Source organism: Pseudomonas sp. B28(2017) (assembly GCF_002113025.1).
Lineage (GTDB): Bacteria > Pseudomonadota > Gammaproteobacteria > Pseudomonadales > Pseudomonadaceae > Aquipseudomonas.
In genome coordinates, this window is sequence record NZ_NEJH01000002.1 from 605,588 (window position 1) to 627,122 (window position 21,535).

Genomic DNA, 21,535 nt, shown 5'->3' on the forward strand with positions numbered 1-21,535 from the left:
ATGCGGGGAGTATAGCCGAGGGCGGTGTTTCATTTATAAGACGGATGCGCGCTGCTTCTCATCCCGTTGAAAAAGGCGGGATGGATCGGCCATTGGAGACGTGGCGCGGCTGAAAACGCCATCGCAAGCAGGTTCGCTCCCATGCGTGGTCTGCGTCGTGCGCAAATTGAGCCTTGCGAGGCTCCCGCAACCTTGCCCCCGACTTGATGTTGCTCAAGCCTTTCTGCTTGCCGCTTGAAGCTTGCGCCATAAAGTTGCGTTTCAAAAAAACGATATACACTCTCGAAAATCGATAAAAACAGCCCACCGGGTGCTTTCCCATGATGACCTTGCGCCAGATCCGTCATTTCATTGCCGTGGCCGAGACCGGCTCGATCTCGGCCGCCGCGCAAACCGCGTTCATTTCCCAGTCGACCCTGACCCTGGCCATCCAGCAACTGGAGGAAGAAATCGGCGTCAGCCTGTTCAGCCGCCACGCCAAGGGCATGACCCTGACCCACCAGGGGCATCAATTCCTGCGCCAGGCGCACTTGATCCTGGCCACCGTGGACAACGCCAAGCGCAGCCTGCAACAAAGTACCGACCAGGTTGCCGGGCAATTGATCGTCGGCGTGACCAGCCTGGTGGCCGGTTATTACCTGGCGGATTTGCTCACGCGCTTCCAGCGCGCCTACCCCAACGTGGAAATCCGCGTGATGGAAGATGAGCGCCCGTACATCGAGCATTTGCTGGTCAGCGGCGAGATCGATGTCGGCGTGCTGATCCTCTCCAACCTCGAAGACCGCCACGCCCTGCAGACTGAAGTGCTGACCCACTCGCCGCACCGGCTCTGGCTACCGGCCCAACACCCGTTGCTGGAGCACGACAGCATCAACCTCGCCGATGTGGCCCGCGAGCCATTGATTCAACTGAACGTCGATGAAATGGACCGCAACGCCCAGCGCATGTGGTCCGCCGCCTCGCTGCAACCGCGCATCACCCTGCGCACCGCCTCGACCGAAGCCGTGCGGAGCCTGGTGGCCGCCGGATTGGGAGTGTCGATCCAGCCCGACATGACTTATCGCCCATGGTCACTGGAGGGCGACATCATTGAAGCCCGGCCGATTGCCGACCTGAGCCAGACCCTCGATGTCGGCCTGGCGTGGCGTCGCGGCACGGCGCGGCCGGCGTTGGTGGACCCGTTCCTCACGGTCGCCCGCGAGCAACCCCATGGTGGACGCAAGCCATCTATTTAATCGAACGCAACCTTCAGTATTTAGTATTTGTTGTCCTCGGGGCCGCGCACTAGTCTTCTTACAACTAATAAAGACAGCCGGCCCCCGGTCACAGGGAGCGCTGCCATGTCTACACAAGAAGCCACACAAGCAAAGAGAACCCGAAAAATGGCTGGTGCGCAGACCCCGTTGTTCACCGCATTGTTGATCGATGGTGAATTAGTCGCCGGTCAAGGCTGCGTCGAGCCGATTCTCAACCCGGCCACCGGGGAAGTCCTGACCCGGATCGCCGAAGCCAGCACCGAGCAGGTCGAAGCCGCGATCCTCGCCGCCCATCGTGCCTTTGCCGGTTGGTCACGCACTACACCGCAGCAACGTTCGAACCTGTTGCTGGACATCGCCAACGCCATCGAAAAAAACGCCGACCTGCTGGCCCGCCTCGAATCCATGAACTGCGGCAAGCCGTTGCACCTGGCCCGTCAGGATGACCTGAATGCCACGATCGACGTGTTCCGCTTCTTCGCCGGTGCCGTGCGCTGCCAGACCGGCCAGCTCAGCGGCGAATACCTGCCGGGCTACACCAGCATGGTGCGCCGCGATCCTATCGGGGTGGTGGCATCGATTGCGCCGTGGAACTACCCGATCATGATGGCCGCGTGGAAAATCGCCCCGGCCCTCGCCGCCGGCAACACGCTGGTGTTCAAGCCGTCGGAACACACGCCGCTGTCGATCCTGGCCCTGGCGCCGGCGCTGGCCGAGATCCTGCCACGAGGTGTGATCAACATCGTTTGCGGTGGTGGTGAAGGCGTCGGCAGCCATTTGGTCAGCCATCCAAAGGTCCGCATGGTGTCGCTGACCGGCGATATCGTCACCGGGCAAAAAATCCTCCAGGCCGCCTCGAAAACACTCAAGCGTACCCACCTCGAACTCGGCGGCAAGGCCCCGGTGATCGTGTGCAACGATGCCGACATCCAGGCGGTGGTCGAGGGCGTGCGCACTTACGGCTATTACAACGCCGGCCAGGACTGCACCGCCGCTTGCCGCATCTACGCCCAGGCCGGGATTCATGACCGCTTGGTGGCCGAGCTCGGCGCGGCCGTCGGCAGCCTGCGCTTCGCCGGTAAACGCGACACCGACAACGAAATCGGCCCGCTGATCAGCACCCGCCAGCGTGACCGCGTGGCCAGTTTTGTCGAGCGCGCCCTCGGCCAGCCGCACATCGAACGGGTCACCGGTGCAGCTGTGCATTCCGGCGCCGGGTTCTATTACCAGCCGACCCTGCTGGCCGGTTGCAAGCAAGGTGACGAAATCGTCCAGCGCGAAGTGTTCGGTCCGGTGGTCACCGTGACCCGTTTCGACGAGCTGGAACAAGCGGTGGACTGGGCCAACGATTCGGAATACGGCCTGGCCTCGTCGGTCTGGACCCAGAACCTCGACAAGGCCATGCAGGTCGCGGCGCGCCTGCAGTACGGCTGCACCTGGATCAACAGCCACTTCATGCTGGTCAGCGAAATGCCCCATGGCGGCCTGAAGCGTTCGGGCTACGGCAAAGACCTGTCCAGCGATTCGCTTCAGGACTACAGCGTGGTGCGGCACATCATGGCCCGCCATGGCGAGCATCTCTGACTAAGCTAATAACAAGCCACCAACGGCCTGCTTCACCACGTTCAAGACACTGCCCCGACCATAATTAAAGAAGAGGGAATTCCCATGTTCGTGCACAAGACCGCACTGCTCAGTGCAATCACCACCGCGCTGCTGGCCAGCGCCAGCGTCCAGGCCGCCGAGCCGCTCAAAGCTGTCGGGGCGGGCGAGGGCCAACTGGATATTGTGGCCTGGCCTGGTTATATCGAACGTGGCGAGAGCGACAAGGCCTACGACTGGGTGACCGGTTTCGAGAAAGAAACCGGCTGCAAGGTCAACGTCAAGACCGCGGCCACCTCCGATGAAATGGTCAGTCTGATGGCCAAGGGTGGTTACGACCTGGTGACAGCGTCGGGCGACGCCTCCCTGCGCCTGATCGTCGGCAAGCGCGTGCAGCCGATCAACACCGCGTTGATCCCGAACTGGAAAAACCTCGACCCACGCCTCAAGGACGGACCGTGGTACGTGGTCAACAAGCAGACCTACGGCACCCCGTATCAGTGGGGCCCGAACGTGTTGATGTACAACACCAACGTATTCAAGACCGCTCCCACCACCTGGGGCGTGCTGTTCAATGCGGAAAACCTGCCGGATGGCAAGCCGAACAAGGGCCGCGTGCAGGCCTATGACGGCCCGATCTACATCGCCGACGCGGCGCTGTACCTGAAGTCAGCCAAGCCGGAACTGGGTATCAAGAATCCTTACGAACTGACCGAAGCCCAGTACAAGGCAGTGCTCGACCTGCTGCGCGCCCAGCAGCCATTGATCCACCGTTACTGGCACGACACCACGGTACAGATGAGCGACTTCAAGAACGAAGGCGTGGTCGCCTCCGGCGCGTGGCCGTATCAGGTCAACGGCCTGATGAACGAGAAACAGCCAATCGCTTCGACCATCCCGAAAGAAGGTGCCACCGGGTGGGCCGACACCACCATGATGCACGCCGAGGCCAAGCACCCGAACTGCGCCTACAAGTGGATGGACTGGTCGCTGCAACCGAAAGTCCAGGGTGATGTTGCGGCGTGGTTCGGCTCGTTGCCGGCAGTCCCGGCGGCGTGCACCGGTAGCGAGTTGCTCGGCGCCGAGGGCTGCAAGACCAACGGTTTCGACAATTTCGACAAGATCGCCTTCTGGAAAACCCCGCAGGCTGAAGGCGGCAAGTTCGTGCCGTACAGCCGCTGGACCCAGGATTACATCGCGATCATGGGCGGTCGCTAAAAGTCATTCCGGTAGCTGCTGCGCGTCGATTATCCGCGCCCGGGCAGTGCTCGCCTCCTCACGTACTGACGTACGCTCCGGGGGCTGCGCGCTGGCCGGACACGGCTAATCGCCGCTCGCGACGCTCCCGAAACGACTTTTCCACAACCCAAGCCTTGTCAGAAGCATAACGGTTTACGGAATAACTGTTTTTCAGAAGTCCAGGCAGGGCCGCTGCGACGGCCTTCGCCTTTTTGGAGCACCGCACCATGACACTTGCAGTCCAGTTCACCAACGTTTCCCGTCAATTCGGCGAAGTGAAAGCTGTTGACCGGGTTTCCATCGACATTCAGGACGGCGAGTTCTTCTCCATGCTGGGGCCTTCCGGTTCGGGCAAAACCACCTGCTTGCGCCTGATCGCCGGGTTTGAACAACCGAGCGCAGGTTCCATCCGTATTCATGGCGCCGAAGCCGCCGGGCTGCCGCCCTACCAGCGTGACGTAAACACTGTGTTCCAGGATTACGCACTGTTTCCGCACATGAACGTTCGCGACAACGTCGCCTACGGACTGAAAGTCAAAGGCGTCGGCAAAGTCGAACGCCAGAAGCGCGCCGAAGAAGCCCTCGACATGGTCGCCCTCGGTGGCTACGGCGACCGCAAGCCGGTGCAACTGTCCGGCGGCCAGCGCCAGCGTGTGGCCCTGGCCCGCGCCCTGGTCAACCGCCCACGGGTGCTGCTGCTCGACGAACCCCTCGGTGCCCTCGACCTGAAGCTGCGCGAGCAAATGCAGGGCGAACTGAAAAAACTGCAACGCCAACTCGGCATCACTTTCATCTTCGTCACCCATGACCAGACCGAAGCGCTGTCGATGTCCGACCGCGTGGCGGTGTTCAACAAGGGGCGCATTGAACAGGTCGATAGCCCGCGCAACCTGTACATGAAACCGGCCACCACCTTCGTGGCGGAGTTCGTTGGCACTTCCAACGTGATTCGCGGCGACCTGGCCAGACAGCTCAGTGGCAACCCGCAGCCTTTCTCGATTCGCCCGGAACACGTGCGATTCGCCGACGGTCCGCTGGCCAGCCACGAAATCGAAGTCAGCGGCCTGCTCCACGACATTCAGTACCAGGGCAGCGCCACCCGCTACGAACTGAAACTGGAGAACGGCCAGACCCTGAACATCAGCAAGGCCAACAACCAGTGGCTGGACACCAGCGCGCAACACCAGACCGGGCAGCGCATCAGCGCACGCTGGGCGCGCGAGGCAATGATTCCGCTGCACGACACCCTTGCAGGCGGGGTGTGAGATGAACACCGTGGCTATCCCTCAATCTCCGGTCAGCGGCTCGCTGCTGCGCAGGTTTTCCAATCTGCTGTATCGCCGCCCGAATTTTTACCTGTCGCTACTGCTGGTACCGCCGCTGCTGTGGTTCGGCGCGATCTACCTGGGTTCATTGCTGGTTCTGCTGTGGCAAGGTTTCTACACCTTCGACGACTTCACCATGGCGGTCACCCCTGACCTGACCCTGGCGAACCTCACCGCGCTGTTCCAGCCGTCGAACTTCGACATCATCCTGCGCACCCTGGGCATGGCGATTGTCGTGTCGATTGCCAGCGCCATCGTCGCGTTCCCGATTGCCTACTACATGGCGCGCTACACCACAGGCAAGACCAAGGCGTTTTTCTACATCGCGGTGATGATGCCGATGTGGGCCAGTTACATCGTCAAGGCGTACGCCTGGACATTGCTGCTGGCCAAGGGCGGCGTGGCGCAGTGGTTCGTGCAGCACCTGGGGCTGGAACCGCTCCTGCAATGGGTGATGGGCATTCCTGGCTTTGGCGGCAGCACCTTGTCGACCTCACACCTGGGCCGCTTCATGGTGTTCGTCTACATCTGGCTGCCGTTCATGATCCTGCCGATCCAGGCCTCGCTGGAGCGCCTGCCGCCCTCGCTGCTGCAAGCCTCTGCCGACCTCGGTGCCAAGCCTGGCCAGACCTTCATGCTAGTGATTCTACCGCTGTCGGTGCCGGGCATTGCCGCCGGCTCCATCTTCACCTTCTCGCTGACCCTGGGTGACTTCATCGTGCCGCAACTGGTCGGCCCGCCTGGCTACTTCGTCGGCAGCATGGTGTACGCCCAGCAAGGTGCCATCGGCAACATGCCAATGGCCGCCGCCTTCACCCTGGTGCCGATCGTGCTGATCGCCATCTACCTGTCCATCGTCAAACGACTGGGGGCCTTCGATGCACTCTGAGAAAGCTTCCATAGGCCTGCGAATCGCAGCCTGGGGCGGGTTGCTGTTCCTGCACTTCCCGATCCTGATCATCTTTCTGTACGCCTTCAACACCGAAGATGCGGCGTTCAGCTTTCCACCCAAGGGCTTCACCTTGAAGTGGTTCAGCGTGGCGTTCTCACGGCCAGACGTGCTGGAAGCGATCAAGCTGTCGTTGCAAATCGCCTCGATTGCCACACTGATCGCCATGGTCCTCGGCACGCTGGCCTCGGCCGCGCTGTACCGTCGGGACTTCTTCGGCAAGCAGGGCATCTCGCTGATGCTGATCCTGCCAATCGCCTTGCCGGGGATCATCACCGGGATCGCGCTGCTGGCGACATTCAAGACACTGGGGATTGAACCTGGGATGTTCACCATCATCGTCGGTCACGCGACCTTCTGCGTGGTGATCGTCTACAACAACGTCATCGCCCGCTTGCGCCGTACTTCACACAGCCTGATCGAAGCCTCGATGGACCTGGGCGCCGACGGCTGGCAGACCTTCCGCTACATCATCCTGCCGAACCTCGGCTCGGCGTTGCTGGCCGGCGGCATGCTGGCGTTTGCCCTGTCGTTCGACGAAATCATCGTCACCACCTTCACTGCCGGTCATGAACGCACCCTGCCGCTGTGGCTGCTCAACCAGCTCAGCCGGCCCCGGGACGTGCCGGTGACCAACGTCGTGGCGATGCTGGTGATGCTGGTGACCATGCTGCCGATTCTCGGCGCCTATTACCTGACCCGTGGCGGTGAGAGCGTTGCGGGGAGTGGCGGGAAATAAATCAGGAACCAACAACGAATATCCCACAGAAAAACAAGAACAGCTTGTAAGAGGACAGATACCATGCAAACCAAGCTCTTGATCAACGGTCAACTGCTCGACGGCGAAGGCCCCGCCCAACCTGTGTTCAACCCGGCGCTGGGGTGTGTGCTGGTGGAAATCAACGAAGCCAGCGAAGCCCAGGTCGATACCGCCGTGCGCGCCGCCGACGCTGCGTTCGACAGTTGGTCGCAGACCACGCCGAAAGAACGTTCGCTGCTGCTGCTCAAGCTCGCCGATGCCATCGAGGCCCATGGCGAAGAGCTGGCCAAACTGGAATCGGACAACTGCGGCAAGCCGTACAGCGCTGCGCTGAACGACGAGATCCCCGCTATTGCCGACGTATTCCGTTTCTTCGCCGGCGCCAGCCGCTGCATGAGCGGTTCGACCGGTGGCGAGTACCTGCCGGGTCACACCTCGATGATCCGCCGCGATCCGGTGGGCGTGATCGCCTCCATCGCGCCGTGGAACTACCCATTGATGATGGTCGCCTGGAAAATCGCCCCGGCCCTGGCCGCCGGTAATACCGTGGTGCTCAAACCGTCGGAGCAGACTCCACTGACCGCCCTGCGCCTGGCCGAACTGGCGTCGGATATCTTCCCGGCCGGCGTACTCAACCTGGTATTCGGCCGTGGTCCTACCGTCGGCAGCCCGCTGGTCACTCACCCGAAAGTGCGCATGGTCTCGCTGACCGGTTCGATTGCCACCGGTTCGAACATCATTTCCAGCACCGCCGACACCGTCAAACGCATGCACATGGAACTGGGCGGCAAAGCCCCGGTGATCATCTTCGACGACGCCGACATCGATGCCGCCGTCGAGGGCATCCGCACCTTCGGTTTCTACAACGCCGGCCAGGACTGCACCGCTGCCTGCCGCATCTATGCCCAGGCAGGCATCTACGAGAAGTTCGTCGAGAAACTCGGCGCCGCCGTCAGCAGCATCAAGTACGGCTTGCAGGATGATCCGTCGACCGAACTCGGCCCGCTGATCACCGCGCAACATCGTGACCGTGTCGCCAGTTTCGTCGAACGCGCCGTGGCCCAGCCGCACATTCGTCTGATCACCGGTGGTAAAGCAGTGGAAGGCGATGGTTTCTTCTTCGAACCGACCGTGCTGGCCGATGCGCAGCAGGATGACGAAATCGTCCGTCGCGAAGTGTTCGGGCCGGTGGTGTCTGTAACCAAATTCACCGATGAAGCACAAGTGCTGGGCTGGGCCAACGATTCGGACTACGGCCTGGCCTCTTCCATATGGACCGCCGATGTCGGCCGCGCCCATCGCCTGTCGGCCCGCTTGCATTACGGCTGCACCTGGGTCAACACGCACTTCATGCTGGTCAGCGAAATGCCTCACGGCGGTCAGAAGCTGTCCGGTTATGGCAAGGACATGTCCATGTACGGGCTGGAGGACTACACCGTCGTGCGGCATGTGATGTTCAAGCACTAAGAAAAGCATCGCCTCTAGGAGCGAGCAAGCTCGCTCCTAGAGCGAAGGTCTCACCTCGGTTTCAAGGCAGAAACCGGCAATACGCACCACTAGGTTCCACCCCAAAGAAGACAAAACAATAACCACCGATCCGGGCGGTGCCCTCAAGGCCCCGCCACGGTTTCGGACATCCGAAATCTGCCGATTTTCCGGAGCAAATACACATGAGTGCATCACCCGATCTCTCTGCAGTCGTTGCCGACAGCGATGCCGAGCAGCTACGCAAACTGGGCTATACCTCCAACTTCAATCGCAGCATGAGCCTGTGGGAAAACTTCGCCCTGGGCTTCACTTATCTGTCCCCGGTCGTAGGGGTTTATACCCTGTTTGGCTTGTGCCTCGCTGCAGGCGGGCCACCGATGTTCTGGGCCTATCTGCTGGTCGGTTGCGGCCAGTTGCTGGTGTGCCTGATCTTCGGCGAAGTGGTATCGCAATTCCCGATTTCCGGTGGCGTGTACCCATGGGCCCGCCGTCTGGTGGGCAAGCGCTGGGCGTGGATGGTCGGCTGGATCTACTCCATCGCCCTGTGCGTCACCATCGCGGCGGTTGCCGTGGGTGCCGGTCCGTACCTCGCCGCCATGATGGGCTTTGAACCGAGCAACAACACCAACATCATCATCGCCCTGTTCCTGACGCTGTTCGCCACCCTGGTCAACCTCAGCGGCACCAAGGCGTTGGCGCGGATTGCCATGTTCGGTTTCCTGTGCGAACTGGTCGGCGCTGTCATCGTTGGCGTTTACCTGCTGATATTCGAGCGTCATCAATCGATCAGCGTGTTGTTCAACACTTTCGATATCAGCGTCGACGGCTCGTACCTGCCGGCGTTCCTCACCGCTTCGCTGGCGGGGATGTTCCTGTACTACGGCTTCGAGGCCTGCGGCGATGTGGCCGAAGAAACCCCGAATCCGAGCAAGAAAATCCCGGTGGCCATGCGCATGACCATCTACATTGGCGGCATCGCGGCAATGTTCGCCTGCCTGGCGCTGATCCTGGCCGTGCCGGACATGCAAGCGGTGATCAACGGCACCGACAAGGACCCGGTCACCACCATCCTCAACAACGCGTTTGGATCAGTCGGTTCGAAAGTGGTGATGGGTGTGGTGATGGTTTCCTTCATCTCCTGCGTGATCAGCCTGCAGGCGGCGGCCAGTCGTCTGCTGTATTCCTACGCCCGCGATGAAATGGTCATCGGCAGCCGACTGCTGAAGAAGATTTCCCCTACGACTCAGGTTCCAGTTGCCGCGCTGTTCGTGTCCGGCGTCCTGCCGGCACTGATCATCATCCTCGGCTTCTTCCTGCAAGACGCGGTGGCCACCATCGTCAGCTTCGCGGCCATCGGCATCTACCTGGCATTCCAGATGATCGTGCTCGCGGCCCTGTACGCCCGCATGAAGGGCTGGAAACCGAGCGGCAAATTCACCCTCGGCGCCTGGGGTTGGACCGTGAACATCGGCGCGCTGGTCTATGGTATCGGTGCCATCATCAACATGGCTTGGCCACGTACGCCGGATGCCGCCTGGTACATCAACTACGCGATGGTGCTCAGTACCGCCATCGTGATTGGCTTGGGACTGCTCTACATGTGGATCGCCAAGCCGTATGACCACGGCACGGCGCCTGCGGGGGATGCGTGGAAGGTCAGTCGCTGACGAACATCGCCCCGGGATAAATCGAGCGGACAAAAAAGGACGGACCTCACAGTCCGCCCCTTGGGTTCGATTCCTGACATGAGCTATGTCCGCCTGTGAAGAAAACTGTAGGAGCGAGCAAGCTCGCTCCTACATTACTCAACCAGGCGATCGATGCGAACATTGCAGACGCTAATGCAGGCATGTTGACCCGCCCGCCTACCGAAAAAACCAAATGAATTTCATGGTAGGCAGGTCCAGTCAAAACCTCGAAACACTCCTCATCGCGTCCACCAGATACCTCATCGCAATCCTGTCGCTCTCCGACAGCTCCCGATAGCGCTCCACCATGTTCTGTACTTTCGACATGGACGATGTCCTTCTGAACGTCAAAGAAAACTGCAAAAAAGAACCGCATCGCCCTCCCCCCTTTCAGCAGCATCGTGCCGACTGAACCGCACCGGCCTTTCGGGCATTGACCGGTCATGCACACAGAACAGGAACAATCCGGGCGCTGAAAGGCAGCTTTTAGAGTAACTAGTAGAAAAGGCAGAAATGCCCTCTGAATAAGAAACCCCTGTCGAAATTGTTTCCCGACATGTCTTGTTTCATTGCCGAGCCGGCGCAATGCCATCAATCAATTCTGCTCTGCAATCGAACGGTTTAAGCTATCCGGCATCTGTTTCAAAGTCCGTTGCGTTTGGCCGAAGGCATGTCCGAACCGATATTTCTGATCCAGCACGTGCCAGGAACGGCGCGGGATTGTTCACGACAGGTTGTATTTATGCACCGCAGGAACTTGCTCAAAGCCTCCATGGCCATTGCCGCCTACACCGGCTTGTCCGCCACTGGCCTGTTGGCCGCCCAGGCCTGGGCCGCCAACGCCGGTACCGCTGATGGCGAGGCCACCGCGTTCGACTTCGAAGCGCTGAAAATCCAGGCCAAGCAGCTCGCCAGCAATCGTTACCAGGACACCAAGCAGCAACTGCCGCCGACCCTGGCGAGCATGACACCACAGAACTTCAACGCGATCCGCTACGACGCCAACCACTCTTTGTGGAATGACCTGAACGGTCAGCTGGATGTGCAGTTTTTCCACGTCGGCATGGGGTTCAAGCAACCGGTGCGCATGTACAGCGTCGATCCCAAGACCCGCCAGGCGCGTGAAGTGCATTTCCGCCCGTCGCTGTTCAACTATGAAAACACCACGGTCGACACCGCGCAGCTCAAGGGCGACCTGGGTTTCTCCGGCTTCAAGTTGTTCAAGGCCCCGGAACTGGACAAGCACGATGTCGTGTCTTTCCTTGGCGCCAGTTACTTCCGTGCGGTGGACGCCACCGGCCAGTACGGCTTGTCAGCCCGCGGCCTGGCCATCGATACCTACGCCAAAAAACGTGAAGAATTCCCCGACTTCACCAAGTTCTGGTTCGAGACGCCGGACAAGGACAGCACCCGCTTCGTGGTCTACGCCCTGCTCGACTCGCCGAGCGCCACCGGTGCCTACCGCTTCGATATCGACTGCCAGGCCGAGCGCGTGGTAATGGAAGTCGATGCCCACATCAATGCTCGCACCGCCATCGACCAATTGGGCATCGCACCGATGACCAGCATGTTCAGCTGCGGTACCCACGAACGCCGGATGTGCGACACCATTCACCCACAAATCCACGACTCCGATCGCCTGGCCATGTGGCGCGGCAACGGCGAGTGGATCTGCCGCCCGCTGAATAACCCGGCGACCCTGCAATTCAATGCCTTCGCCGACAAGGACCCGAAAGGTTTCGGCCTGGTACAGACCGACCACGAGTTCGCCAGCTATCAGGACACCGTCGACTGGTACAGCCGCCGCCCGAGCCTGTGGGTCGAACCGACCACCGCATGGGGTGAAGGCTCGGTCGACCTGCTGGAAATCCCCACCACCGGCGAAACCATGGACAACATCGTCGCTTTCTGGACCCCGAAGAAACCGGTGGCTGCCGGCGATTCGCTGAACTACGGCTACAAGCTCTACTGGAGCGCATTGCCACCGGTCGGCACGCCGCTGGCGCGGGTAAACGCCACCCGTTCCGGGATGGGCGGTTTCACCGAAGGCTGGGCGCCGGGCGAACATTACCCGCCTGTCTGGGCCCGTCGTTTCGCCGTGGATTTCACTGGCGGTGGCCTGGACCGCTTGCCCGAGGGCGCGGGCATCGAGCCGGTGGTGACTTGCTCGAACGGCGAGGTCAAGGATTTCAGCGTACTCAAGCTCGATGACATCAAGGGCTACCGCATCCTGTTTGACTGGTACCCGACCAATGACAGCACTGCCCCTGTCGAGCTGCGCCTGTTCATCCGCACCAACGACCGCACGCTGAGTGAGACCTGGTTGTACCAGTACTTCCCGCCAGCACCGGACAAGCGCAAATACACCTGATGACTCGGTAGCACCCTGCCACCATTCGGTTTTCCGAACGCGACTTGACGGTCGGTTCGGTTAACCGGATCACTTCACTGAAGTTTCAGCGCAAAAAATATTTAATTTCCTTATAAATCAAATACTTGATTAATTAAGACTGGTCTGGCACGAGTCATGCTCTACACTTCTTCGACGAATGTCCTTTGCGCTCACTCATCGTAGCGCTCAGGTGTTTTGCAGCACAAAAGGGCCGATGAACTGGCTCCATAAAAAAAACAATGTCGAGGAAAATTTGATGCGCATCGTTCCCCACATCCTGGGCGCAGCCATTGCTGCCGCTCTGATCAGCACGCCAGTTTTCGCCGCCGAACTGACCGGCACCCTGAAGAAGATCAAAGAGTCCGGTGTTATCACCCTTGGGCATCGCGACGCTTCCATTCCGTTTTCCTACATCGCGGATGCTTCCGGCAAACCGGTCGGCTACTCCCACGACATCCAGCTGAAAGTCGTTGAAGCCCTGAAAAAAGACCTCGACATGCCGAATCTCCAGGTCAAATACAACCTGGTGACCTCGCAAACCCGCATCCCGCTGGTGCAGAACGGCACCGTGGACCTCGAGTGCGGCTCTACCACCAACAACGTCGAGCGTCAGCAGCAAGTTGACTTCTCCGTCGGCATCTTCGAAATCGGTACTCGCCTGCTGTCCAAGGCTGACTCCAAGTACAAGGATTTCCCGGATCTGGCCGGCAAGAACGTCGTGACCACCGCAGGCACCACGTCCGAGCGCATCCTCAAGGCGATGAACGCCGACAAGCAAATGAACATGAACGTCATCTCCGCCAAGGACCATGGCGAATCCTTCCAGATGCTGGAAACTGGCCGTGCCGTCGCTTTCATGATGGATGACGCCCTGCTGGCGGGTGAAGCGGCCAAGGCCAAGAACGCGAAAGACTGGGCTGTAACCGGCACTCCACAGTCCTTCGAAATCTACGGCTGCATGGTGCGCAAAGGCGACGAGCCGTTCAAAAAGGCTGTGGATGACGCCATCAAGGCCACCTATGCTTCGGGCGAGATCAACAAGATCTACGACAAATGGTTCATGCAGCCAATCCCGCCAAAAGGCCTGAACCTGAACTTCCCGATGAGCGACGAGCTCAAGGCCCTGATCGCCAATCCGACCGATAAAGCGGCTGACGACAAGAAATCCTGATTTCTGACTAACCTTATCTCCTGAGAGGGCACAGCCCTTTCAGGAGATGGCATTCCCTGCTGGCATTTTCTGGAAGCACTCGAACCGGTGGTTGTCGAGCCGTTCGCGTGTGCCTGACCGTCAAGGTTGGGCGGGAACGGAGCTTCCCCCAAACGGGCATTTGTACATCGATCGAATCCGAGGGGAGACCCTAATGAATTACAACTGGGACTGGGGCGTGTTCTTCAAGTCCACCGGCGTGGGCAGCGAGACCTATCTCGACTGGTTCATTTCCGGCCTGGGCTGGACCATCGCCATCGCCGTCATGGCCTGGATCATTGCCCTGACACTGGGCTCGATTCTGGGCGTCATGCGCACGGTGCCGAACCGCATCGTATCGGGCATCGCCACCTGCTACGTCGAACTCTTCCGTAACGTACCGCTGCTGGTTCAGCTATTCATCTGGTACTTCCTGGTACCCGACCTGCTGCCAGCGAACCTGCAGGAATGGTTCAAGCAGGACCTGAACCCGACGACCTCGGCCTTCATCAGCGTCGTCGTATGCCTGGGCCTGTTCACCACCGCCCGGGTTTGCGAACAAGTACGCACCGGTATCCAGGCGCTGCCCAAAGGCCAGGAATCCGCTGCCCGCGCCATGGGTTTCAAGCTGCCGCAGATCTACTGGAACGTGCTGCTGCCCCAGGCCTACCGGATCATCATTCCGCCGCTGACCTCGGAATTCCTGAACGTGTTCAAGAACTCCTCCGTGGCTTCGCTGATCGGCCTGATGGAACTGCTCGCGCAGACCAAGCAGACCGCCGAGTTCTCCGCGAACCTGTTCGAGGCTTTTACCCTGGCGACCCTGATCTACTTCACCCTGAACATGAGCCTGATGTTGCTGATGCGCCTGGTCGAGAAGAAAGTTGCTGTCCCGGGCCTGATCTCCGTAGGGGGTAAATGATGGAATTCGACTTCTCGGGCATCATCCCGTCCCTGCCGGGGCTGTGGAACGGCATGATCATGACCCTCAAGCTGATGGCCATGGGCGTGGTCGGCGGGATCATCCTTGGCACGGTCCTGGCCCTGATGCGCCTGTCCCACAGCAAACTGCTGTCGAACATCGCTGGCGCCTACGTCAACTATTTCCGTTCGATCCCGTTGCTGTTGGTGATCACCTGGTTCTACCTGGCGGTGCCTTTCGTGCTGCGCTGGATCACCGGCGAAGACACCCCGATCGGCGCGTTCACCTCGTGCATCGTGGCGTTCATGATGTTCGAAGCGGCGTACTTCTGCGAAATCGTCCGCGCCGGCGTGCAATCGATCCCCAAGGGGCAGATGGGTGCAGCAAAGGCGCTGGGCATGACCTACGGCCAGATGATGCGCCTGATCATCCTGCCCCAGGCGTTCCGCAAGATGACTCCGCTGTTGCTGCAACAGAGCATCATCCTGTTTCAGGACACCTCGCTGGTCTACGCCGTCGGCCTGGTGGACTTCCTCAATGCCTCGCGCGCCAGTGGTGACATCATCGGCCGCTCCAATGAGTTCCTGATCTTCGCAGGTCTCACGTACTTCATCATCAGCTTTGCCGCCTCGCAGCTGGTCAAGCGTCTGCAAAAAAGGTTCGCCGTATGATCTCTATCAAGAACGTCAACAAGTGGTATGGGGACTTCCAGGTACTGACTGATTGCAGCACCGAGGTCAAAAAAGGCGAAGTGATCGTGGTATGCGGGCCATCCGGTTCCGGCAAATCGACCCTGATCAAGTGCGTCAACGCCCTGGAACCGTTCCAGAAAGGCGACATCGTGGTCGACGGTACGTCCATTGCCGACCCGAAGACCAACCTGCCGAAACTGCGTTCTCGCGTGGGCATGGTGTTCCAGCACTTCGAGCTGTTCCCGCACCTGACCATCACCGAAAACCTGACCATCGCGCAGATCAAGGTGCTGGGCCGCAGCAAGGAAGCAGCCACCAAGAAGGGCTTGCAACTGCTCGAGCGCGTCGGTCTCTCGGCCCATGCCCACAAGCATCCCGGCCAACTGTCCGGTGGTCAGCAACAGCGCGTGGCGATTGCCCGTGCGCTGGCGATGGACCCGATCGTCATGCTGTTCGACGAACCGACCTCGGCGCTGGACCCGGAAATGGTCAACGAAGTGCTCGACGTGATGGTGCAACTGGCCCATGAAGGCATGACCATGATGTGCGTGACCCACGAAATGGGCTTCGCCCGTAAAGTGGCCGACCGCGTGATCTTCATGGATGCCGGCAAGATCATCGAAGACTGCAGGAAAGAGGAGTTCTTCGGCGACATCAACGCCCGTGCGGAGCGTACACAGCACTTCCTCAACAAGATTCTGCAGCACTAAGCACCACGTACTTGCTGGATGCCACACCAACCCCTTATGGGAGCGAGCCTGCTCGCGAAGAAGCCCTTACAGTCAACATTGAGGTTGAATGTCAGTCCGCTTTCGCGAGCAGGCTCGCTCCCACAGGGGATGGTGGTGGCTCACGATCAAGTGTTGTGGTTGACCCAAGGCATCTGTGATGAAATGCGACCCCAATCTTTATCGCGCAGCAATGCCATCACTCGCCGTGAAACCCCGTCTGGTTCGTCATTTGCTTCTGCCGCCGCTGATCATCGCAATGATGATCGGCCTGGGCTATATCGGCTTCTGGATCAGTGAGCACTATGGCATTCGCAGCCTTGGCGAGAACGGCCAGCGTCAGCTGGAACTGCACGCCCGTGCCGTCGAAAGCGAAATCAGCAAATACACCTACCTGCCCAGCCTGCTGGAGCTCGAAACCAGCGTTTCGCAGTTGCTGGCCGACCCGACCCCGGAACACCGGCAAACGGTCAACGCTTACCTCGAAGGCCTGAACCGGCGCAGCCGCAGTCGGGCCATCTACGTGATGGACACCACCGGCCGCGTCATGGCCACCAGCAACTGGCGCGATGTCGACAGTTACCTGGGTGAAGACCTGTCCTTTCGCGCCTATTTCCAGAACGCCGTGCGCGGTCAGCCGGGGCGCTTCTACGGCATCGGCAGTACCAACGGCGAACCCGGTTACTACCTGGCCCATGGCCTGGAAGAGCACGGCAAGATCATCGGTGTCGCAGTAGTCAAGGTACGCCTGGAAGCCATGGAAGAACGCTGGCAGCGGGCGCGCCTGGAGGCCTTCGTCAGCGACGAAAACGGCATCATCATTCTGTCCAGCGATCCGGCCCGGCGTTTGAAGTCGGTGGTGCCGCTGAGCGAAGAAGCCAAGGAAAAACTCGCCCGCAGCCTGCAGTACTACTGGTTCCCGCTCAATGAACTGCAACCGCTGGCCCGGGAAACCCTGTCCGAAGGCGTGGAAAAACTCACGTTCCCGGCCAACAGCGAACTGGTGTCCGACGAAGAAAACATCAGCTACCTGTCGCAAACCCGGCCGCTCAGCGATACGCCGTGGAATTTCACCCTGCTCACGCCGCTGCAGGACTTGCGCCGCGAAGCGATCAACCAGGGGATTCTGGTGGCCGTGGCGTTTGCCCTCTGTGCCTTTCTGTTGATCGCCTGGAACGAACGGCGCAAGGTGATTGCCACCCGCCTAGCGGCTCGGGAAGCCTTGCAGGAAGCCAACAATCAGCTGGAGCGTCGGATTACCGAACGCACCACCGACCTGCGCGCCAGCAACGAACGGCTCAAGGGGCAGATCCGCGAACGCCGGCTCGCCGAAGAGACTTTGCGTCGCGCCCAGGATGAACTGGTACAGGCTGGAAAACTCGCGGCCATCGGCCAGATGTCCACCAGTATCGCCCATGAACTGAACCAGCCGCTGGCGGCACTGCGCACCTTGTCCGGCAATACCGTGCGGTTTCTCGAACGCGGCCAACTCGACGTGGCCAGCACCAACCTCAAGACCATCAACGAACTGATCGACCGCATGGGCCGGATCACCGCCAGCCTGCGCTCGTTCGCCCGGCGCGGGGACGACAAGGGCCAGGCCTGCCTCGTCAAGGGCGTGGACGCAGCCCTGCAATTGCTCAACGGCCGCGTGGAAAACATTCAATTGCAATTGCACCGAGACTTCACCGATGTGCAGGTGCAAATCGACCAGACCCGTCTGGAGCAGATTCTGGTCAACCTGATTGGTAACGCCCTCGACGCCATGCAAGCGCAACCGCTGCCGCAGCTATGGCTGGAGGGCGAAGCATTCGATGGCAAATATCGCCTGCGCGTACGGGACAACGGCCACGGCATCGACGCCGAAGCGCGCAAACACCTGTTCGAACCGTTCTTCACCACCAAACCCGGCGAACAGGGCCTGGGCCTTGGCCTGACCCTTTCCGCCAGCCTGGCCGCCGCCACCGGCGGTCACCTGGGTGTCGAGTACCCGGCCAGCGGTGGTACCACCTTTGTCCTCATTTTACCGTTGGTAAGCCCCACTCCCGCCGAGCCAATATGAACAACGACCTTAGTGTATTGATCGTCGAAGACGACCCCCATGTGCTGCTCGGCTGCCAACAGGCGCTGACCCTGGAAGACATTCCCTGCATTGGCGTGGGCAGCGCCGAAGAAGCCCTGGAGCGGGTCGGCGACAACTTCGCCGGCATCGTCGTCAGCGACATTCGCCTGCCGGGCATCGATGGCCTGGAATTGCTGACCCGGCTCAAGGCCCGCGACCGCAGCCTGCCGGTGGTGCTGATCACTGGGCACGGCGACATCTCCATGGCCGTCGGCGCGATGCAGAAAGGCGCCTACGACTTCATGGAAAAGCCGTTCTCCCCCGAGCGCCTGGTGGACGTCGCCCGCCGCGCACTGGAGCAACGCAGCCTGGCGCGGGAAGTGTCGTCGCTGCGTCGGCAACTGGCCGAGCGCGACTCCCTGGAAGGGCGGATCATCGGACGCTCGCCGGCCATGCAGAACCTGCGGGAACTGATCGCCAACGTCGCCGACACCTCGGCCAACGTGCTGATCGAAGGCGAGACCGGCACCGGCAAGGAACTGGTTGCGCGCTGCCTGCACGATTTCAGTCGGCGGCACACCCGGCAATTCGTCGCCTTGAACTGCGGCGGCCTGCCGGAGAACCTCTTCGAAAGCGAAATCTTCGGCCACGAGGCCAACGCCTTTACCGGCGCGGGTAAACGGCGGATCGGCAAGATCGAACACGCCGACGGCGGCACGCTGTTCCTCGACGAAGTGGAAAGCATGCCCCTGCCCTTGCAGATCAAGCTGCTGCGGGTGTTGCAGGAACGCACCCTCGAACGACTCGGTTCGAACCAGAGCGTGGCGGTGGATTGCCGCGTCATCGCGGCAACCAAATCCGACCTCGTAGAGTCGAGCAAGGCCGGCGAATTCCGCAGCGACCTGTATTACCGACTCAACGTGGTGACCCTGGAACTGCCACCGCTGCGCGAGCGCCGCGAGGACATCCTGCAACTGTTCGAACACTTTTTGCAGCAGTCGTCCCTGCGCTTCGATCGCATCGCGCCGGAACTGGACAACCAGACCGTTTCGAACCTGATGAGCCACGACTGGCCGGGCAACGTGCGTGAACTGCGCAACGTTGCCGAGCGCTTTGCCCTGGGCTTGCCGGCGTTCAAGAAAACCGGTGCCAGCGGCGGCAATCAGGGCCTGGCCTTTGCCGAAGCAGTGGAAGCGTTCGAGCGCAACCTGCTCAGCGATGCCCTGCAACGCAGCGGCGGCAACCTGACCCAGGCCAGCCAGGAACTGGGCATGGCCAAGACCACGCTGTTCGATAAAGTGAAAAAGTATGGCCTGAGCCATTAGGGGGGGGTCATGCTCGCTCCCACAGGTGCCGCACTTTTACTTCCCGTACACTTTCTCGAGCTGCGTCTGGGTCAGCGCATCCTCAAACGGCACCGGCACTGACTTCACCGCACCGTAGAGGTTGCGGTAACGCCAATAGCTACCGTTGTTTACCAGTTGATAACCGCGCTCGACCACGCGCTGACCATCGAGCACGTAACGCAAGGTTTCCTGGGCGGCCGGCGGTGGCGTCGGCTGCATAAGGTCGGTGGCCAGTACCCGCATGGACTCGTCGATGCACTCATCGAGCACGGCGGTGACTTTCGCCAGTTCAAGAATACCGTCATCGACACATTGGTAGCCGCAACGACGGATCGACTGGCTGGTGACCTCGATGCGCATACGGTACAGCGGCGTACCGGCGATGTCCTGGACCTGAACCTGATTGATCAGGACAAAACTGCCACGATCCGGAGTCAGCATCAGTTTCGGTTCAATTAACAATCGAGCCGTAACCTGCCCCTCACCCCGCTTGAGCCCAGCCGCTTGTGAAGCCTGCTGATAGCGCTGCTGCAGACGTTCCTGCAGTGGCACGCCGGCGAGCAAATCAGCCATTGGCCGCGAGTCCTTGAGGGCGCTCTTTTCCGCATCGCGCTGCAAGGTGCCGCTGCCCATCTGGGTATTGACCAGACTGGCAAGCATCACCCCGGCCAGCCCGGCACTAGTGCCAGAGTTCAGCAACAGGGCCTGACTCGACGAGGCCGCCTTCAAGGCGTCCTTGCTATCGATCACTGTACTGGCCCCGACAAAGGCTTGCGGCACTTGCACATCGACCTTGAGCCCGTGCGCCTGGACGTAAGGCAATGCCCCTTGATCCTTGAAACCGACCTCGGGAGCCGGTTTCTGCGCACAACCGCCCGACATCAGCAGGGCCAGCGCGCTGGCCACTACAATTGAATGCTTCATTTGGCGAACGGGGTGATCATTTGCTGACGGCTGTTATCCACAGCCTGGTAGAACGCATTGGACAGGTTGGTGTAGGTCGGCTCGTCCCACTCGCCCTGTGCGGCTTGCACCGCGACAAATGGCTGGAACCACAACAATTTGTTGTCCGTCAGATCAACCACCATGCCCTGCCCGCCCACCTGTGCCATCGGCACGCTGGTTGGCACGACACTGTAGTAACTACGGGTCGCACCGGTGGCGGTGACATACACCAACAGCAAACGATCGACGCCATATTTGGCCTTGATCGGGGTCAAGTCCTTGGCCGTGTAACCTTCGCGGAATTTGATTTCCTTATAGGCCGTCAGATCCACCTTCTCGTCGATGCGCTTGGCTTTGTAACCCTTGGCCTGCAACTTGGCGACGATCGCATCCGGCAAAGTATCAAAGTCTCGAACCTGCCAGGTTTTGACGTTGTCACTGAGTTTGCTGTTGACGCCCGAATTGATGGCGTAATCGAGAATCCCCTGGTTTCCGGTCAATGCCAACACGGGTGGCGGCAAGGTACTGATTGCCACACCGATGGTCGGCTCCTTGGCATCCCAGAATTGTTGGTCAAGCGGTACCGGAGGTTGTACGTTGGCGCAGCCGGTGAGGGTCAGGCAGGCAAGCAATGTCAGTGCTGCAATTGTACGTAGAGCGTGAAATGTCATGGATCAAATCCCTATGATTGAAAACGTTGCTGCGTTTATCGGCAGCAACGGTTAAAACCATAGTGGCACATTGACACTTATTTGACGACTTCAATCCGTCAGCTAACTGTTCCGCCCTTCGCTTCACTCATGATTTGCCGAATTGCCTCGACAAACGATTCCACCGGTTGCCCGCCCGTGACGGCGTATTGGCCGTTGAACACAACGGTCGGCACGAAACTCACAAACGGGAAAGGCACCGGAAAACCTGCACCATACACCTGAGGGATGTCGCTACTACA

At 60.2% G+C, this 21,535-nt stretch carries 18 protein-coding genes and 1 pseudogene; 15 read left to right on the forward strand and 4 right to left on the reverse strand.

What is annotated here, in order from left to right; translation table 11 throughout:
- Positions 1-29: 29 nt before the first annotated feature.
- Positions 30-347: a hypothetical protein gene (locus CAF65_RS27840; protein WP_143492086.1), complete on the reverse strand. Its 318-nt coding sequence runs from the start codon at positions 345-347 to the stop codon at positions 30-32.
- On the opposite strand from CAF65_RS27840, the gene CAF65_RS07590 reads away from it, so the two are divergent.
- The 15 genes from CAF65_RS07590 to CAF65_RS07660 all read left to right on the forward strand — a co-directional run bounded on the left by CAF65_RS07590 (position 321) and on the right by CAF65_RS07660 (position 19,617).
- Positions 321-1,235: a LysR family transcriptional regulator gene (locus CAF65_RS07590; RefSeq protein ID WP_007975056.1), complete on the forward strand. Its 915-nt coding sequence runs from the start codon at positions 321-323 to the stop codon at positions 1,233-1,235. The genes CAF65_RS27840 and CAF65_RS07590 overlap by 27 nt on opposite strands.
- Before the next feature lie 105 nt (positions 1,236-1,340).
- Positions 1,341-2,840 carry a gamma-aminobutyraldehyde dehydrogenase gene (locus tag CAF65_RS07595; RefSeq protein ID WP_085715740.1) on the forward strand — a complete coding sequence of 500 codons (1,500 nt, stop codon included), beginning with the start codon at positions 1,341-1,343 and terminating at the stop codon, positions 2,838-2,840.
- Between the two features lie 84 nt (positions 2,841-2,924).
- On the forward strand, positions 2,925-4,076 hold the full coding sequence (gene ydcS, locus CAF65_RS07600) for a putative ABC transporter substrate-binding protein YdcS (protein WP_085715741.1): 1,152 nt from the start codon (positions 2,925-2,927) through the stop codon (positions 4,074-4,076).
- A gap of 248 nt (positions 4,077-4,324) precedes the next feature.
- Entirely contained in the window at positions 4,325-5,362 is a 1,038-nt protein-coding gene (locus CAF65_RS07605; protein ID WP_085715742.1) for an ABC transporter ATP-binding protein, read from the forward strand.
- Position 5,363: 1 nt separating this feature from the next.
- Complete coding sequence (locus tag CAF65_RS07610) at positions 5,364-6,311, forward strand: ABC transporter permease (protein ID WP_085715743.1); 948 nt, start codon at positions 5,364-5,366, stop codon at positions 6,309-6,311.
- A complete protein-coding gene (locus tag CAF65_RS07615) occupies positions 6,301-7,110 on the forward strand; it encodes an ABC transporter permease (RefSeq protein WP_057398636.1) in 810 nt (269 codons plus the stop codon). Before CAF65_RS07610 ends, CAF65_RS07615 begins: the two co-directional genes overlap by 11 nt.
- 63 nt (positions 7,111-7,173) lie before the next feature.
- Entirely contained in the window at positions 7,174-8,598 is a 1,425-nt protein-coding gene (locus CAF65_RS07620; protein WP_085715744.1) for a gamma-aminobutyraldehyde dehydrogenase, read from the forward strand.
- Positions 8,599-8,801: 203 nt separating this feature from the next.
- On the forward strand, positions 8,802-10,286 hold the full coding sequence (locus CAF65_RS07625; RefSeq protein WP_085715745.1) for an APC family permease: 1,485 nt from the start codon (positions 8,802-8,804) through the stop codon (positions 10,284-10,286).
- Positions 10,287-11,049: 763 nt separating this feature from the next.
- Positions 11,050-12,678, forward strand: a complete 1,629-nt coding sequence (locus tag CAF65_RS07630; RefSeq protein WP_085715746.1) for a glucan biosynthesis protein D — start codon at positions 11,050-11,052, stop codon at positions 12,676-12,678.
- Positions 12,679-12,955: 277 nt separating this feature from the next.
- Positions 12,956-13,870: a glutamate/aspartate ABC transporter substrate-binding protein gene (locus CAF65_RS07635; protein WP_085716009.1), complete on the forward strand. Its 915-nt coding sequence runs from the start codon at positions 12,956-12,958 to the stop codon at positions 13,868-13,870.
- A gap of 193 nt (positions 13,871-14,063) precedes the next feature.
- A complete protein-coding gene (locus tag CAF65_RS07640) occupies positions 14,064-14,810 on the forward strand; it encodes an amino acid ABC transporter permease (protein ID WP_085715747.1) in 747 nt (248 codons plus the stop codon).
- Complete coding sequence (locus tag CAF65_RS07645; RefSeq protein ID WP_085715748.1) at positions 14,810-15,481, forward strand: amino acid ABC transporter permease; 672 nt, start codon at positions 14,810-14,812, stop codon at positions 15,479-15,481. Before CAF65_RS07640 ends, CAF65_RS07645 begins: the two co-directional genes overlap by 1 nt.
- Positions 15,478-16,212: an amino acid ABC transporter ATP-binding protein gene (locus tag CAF65_RS07650; RefSeq protein ID WP_085715749.1), complete on the forward strand. Its 735-nt coding sequence runs from the start codon at positions 15,478-15,480 to the stop codon at positions 16,210-16,212. Before CAF65_RS07645 ends, CAF65_RS07650 begins: the two co-directional genes overlap by 4 nt.
- Before the next feature lie 178 nt (positions 16,213-16,390).
- Positions 16,391-18,292, forward strand: coding sequence for a sensor histidine kinase (locus CAF65_RS07655; RefSeq protein ID WP_085715750.1), 1,902 nt, complete (start codon positions 16,391-16,393; stop codon positions 18,290-18,292).
- Positions 18,289-19,617 carry a sigma-54 dependent transcriptional regulator gene (locus CAF65_RS07660; protein WP_085715751.1) on the forward strand — a complete coding sequence of 443 codons (1,329 nt, stop codon included), beginning with the start codon at positions 18,289-18,291 and terminating at the stop codon, positions 19,615-19,617. Before CAF65_RS07655 ends, CAF65_RS07660 begins: the two co-directional genes overlap by 4 nt.
- Positions 19,618-19,653: 36 nt before the next feature.
- Here CAF65_RS07660 and CAF65_RS07665 read toward each other — a convergent pair whose 3' ends face one another.
- From CAF65_RS07665 to CAF65_RS28675, 3 genes and pseudogenes are all read right to left on the reverse strand, one after another.
- On the reverse strand, positions 19,654-20,562 hold the full coding sequence (locus CAF65_RS07665) for a hypothetical protein (protein WP_085715752.1): 909 nt from the start codon (positions 20,560-20,562) through the stop codon (positions 19,654-19,656).
- The gene (locus tag CAF65_RS07670) at positions 20,559-21,254 is read right to left on the reverse strand and encodes a hypothetical protein (protein ID WP_085715753.1); all 696 of its coding nucleotides are present in this window, start codon (positions 21,252-21,254) and stop codon (positions 20,559-20,561) included. Before CAF65_RS07670 ends, CAF65_RS07665 begins: the two co-directional genes overlap by 4 nt.
- 98 nt (positions 21,255-21,352) lie before the next feature.
- Positions 21,353-21,478: pseudogene (locus tag CAF65_RS28675) on the reverse strand (disulfide bond formation protein DsbA); the annotation flags it as partial.
- Positions 21,479-21,535 lie beyond the last annotated feature (57 nt).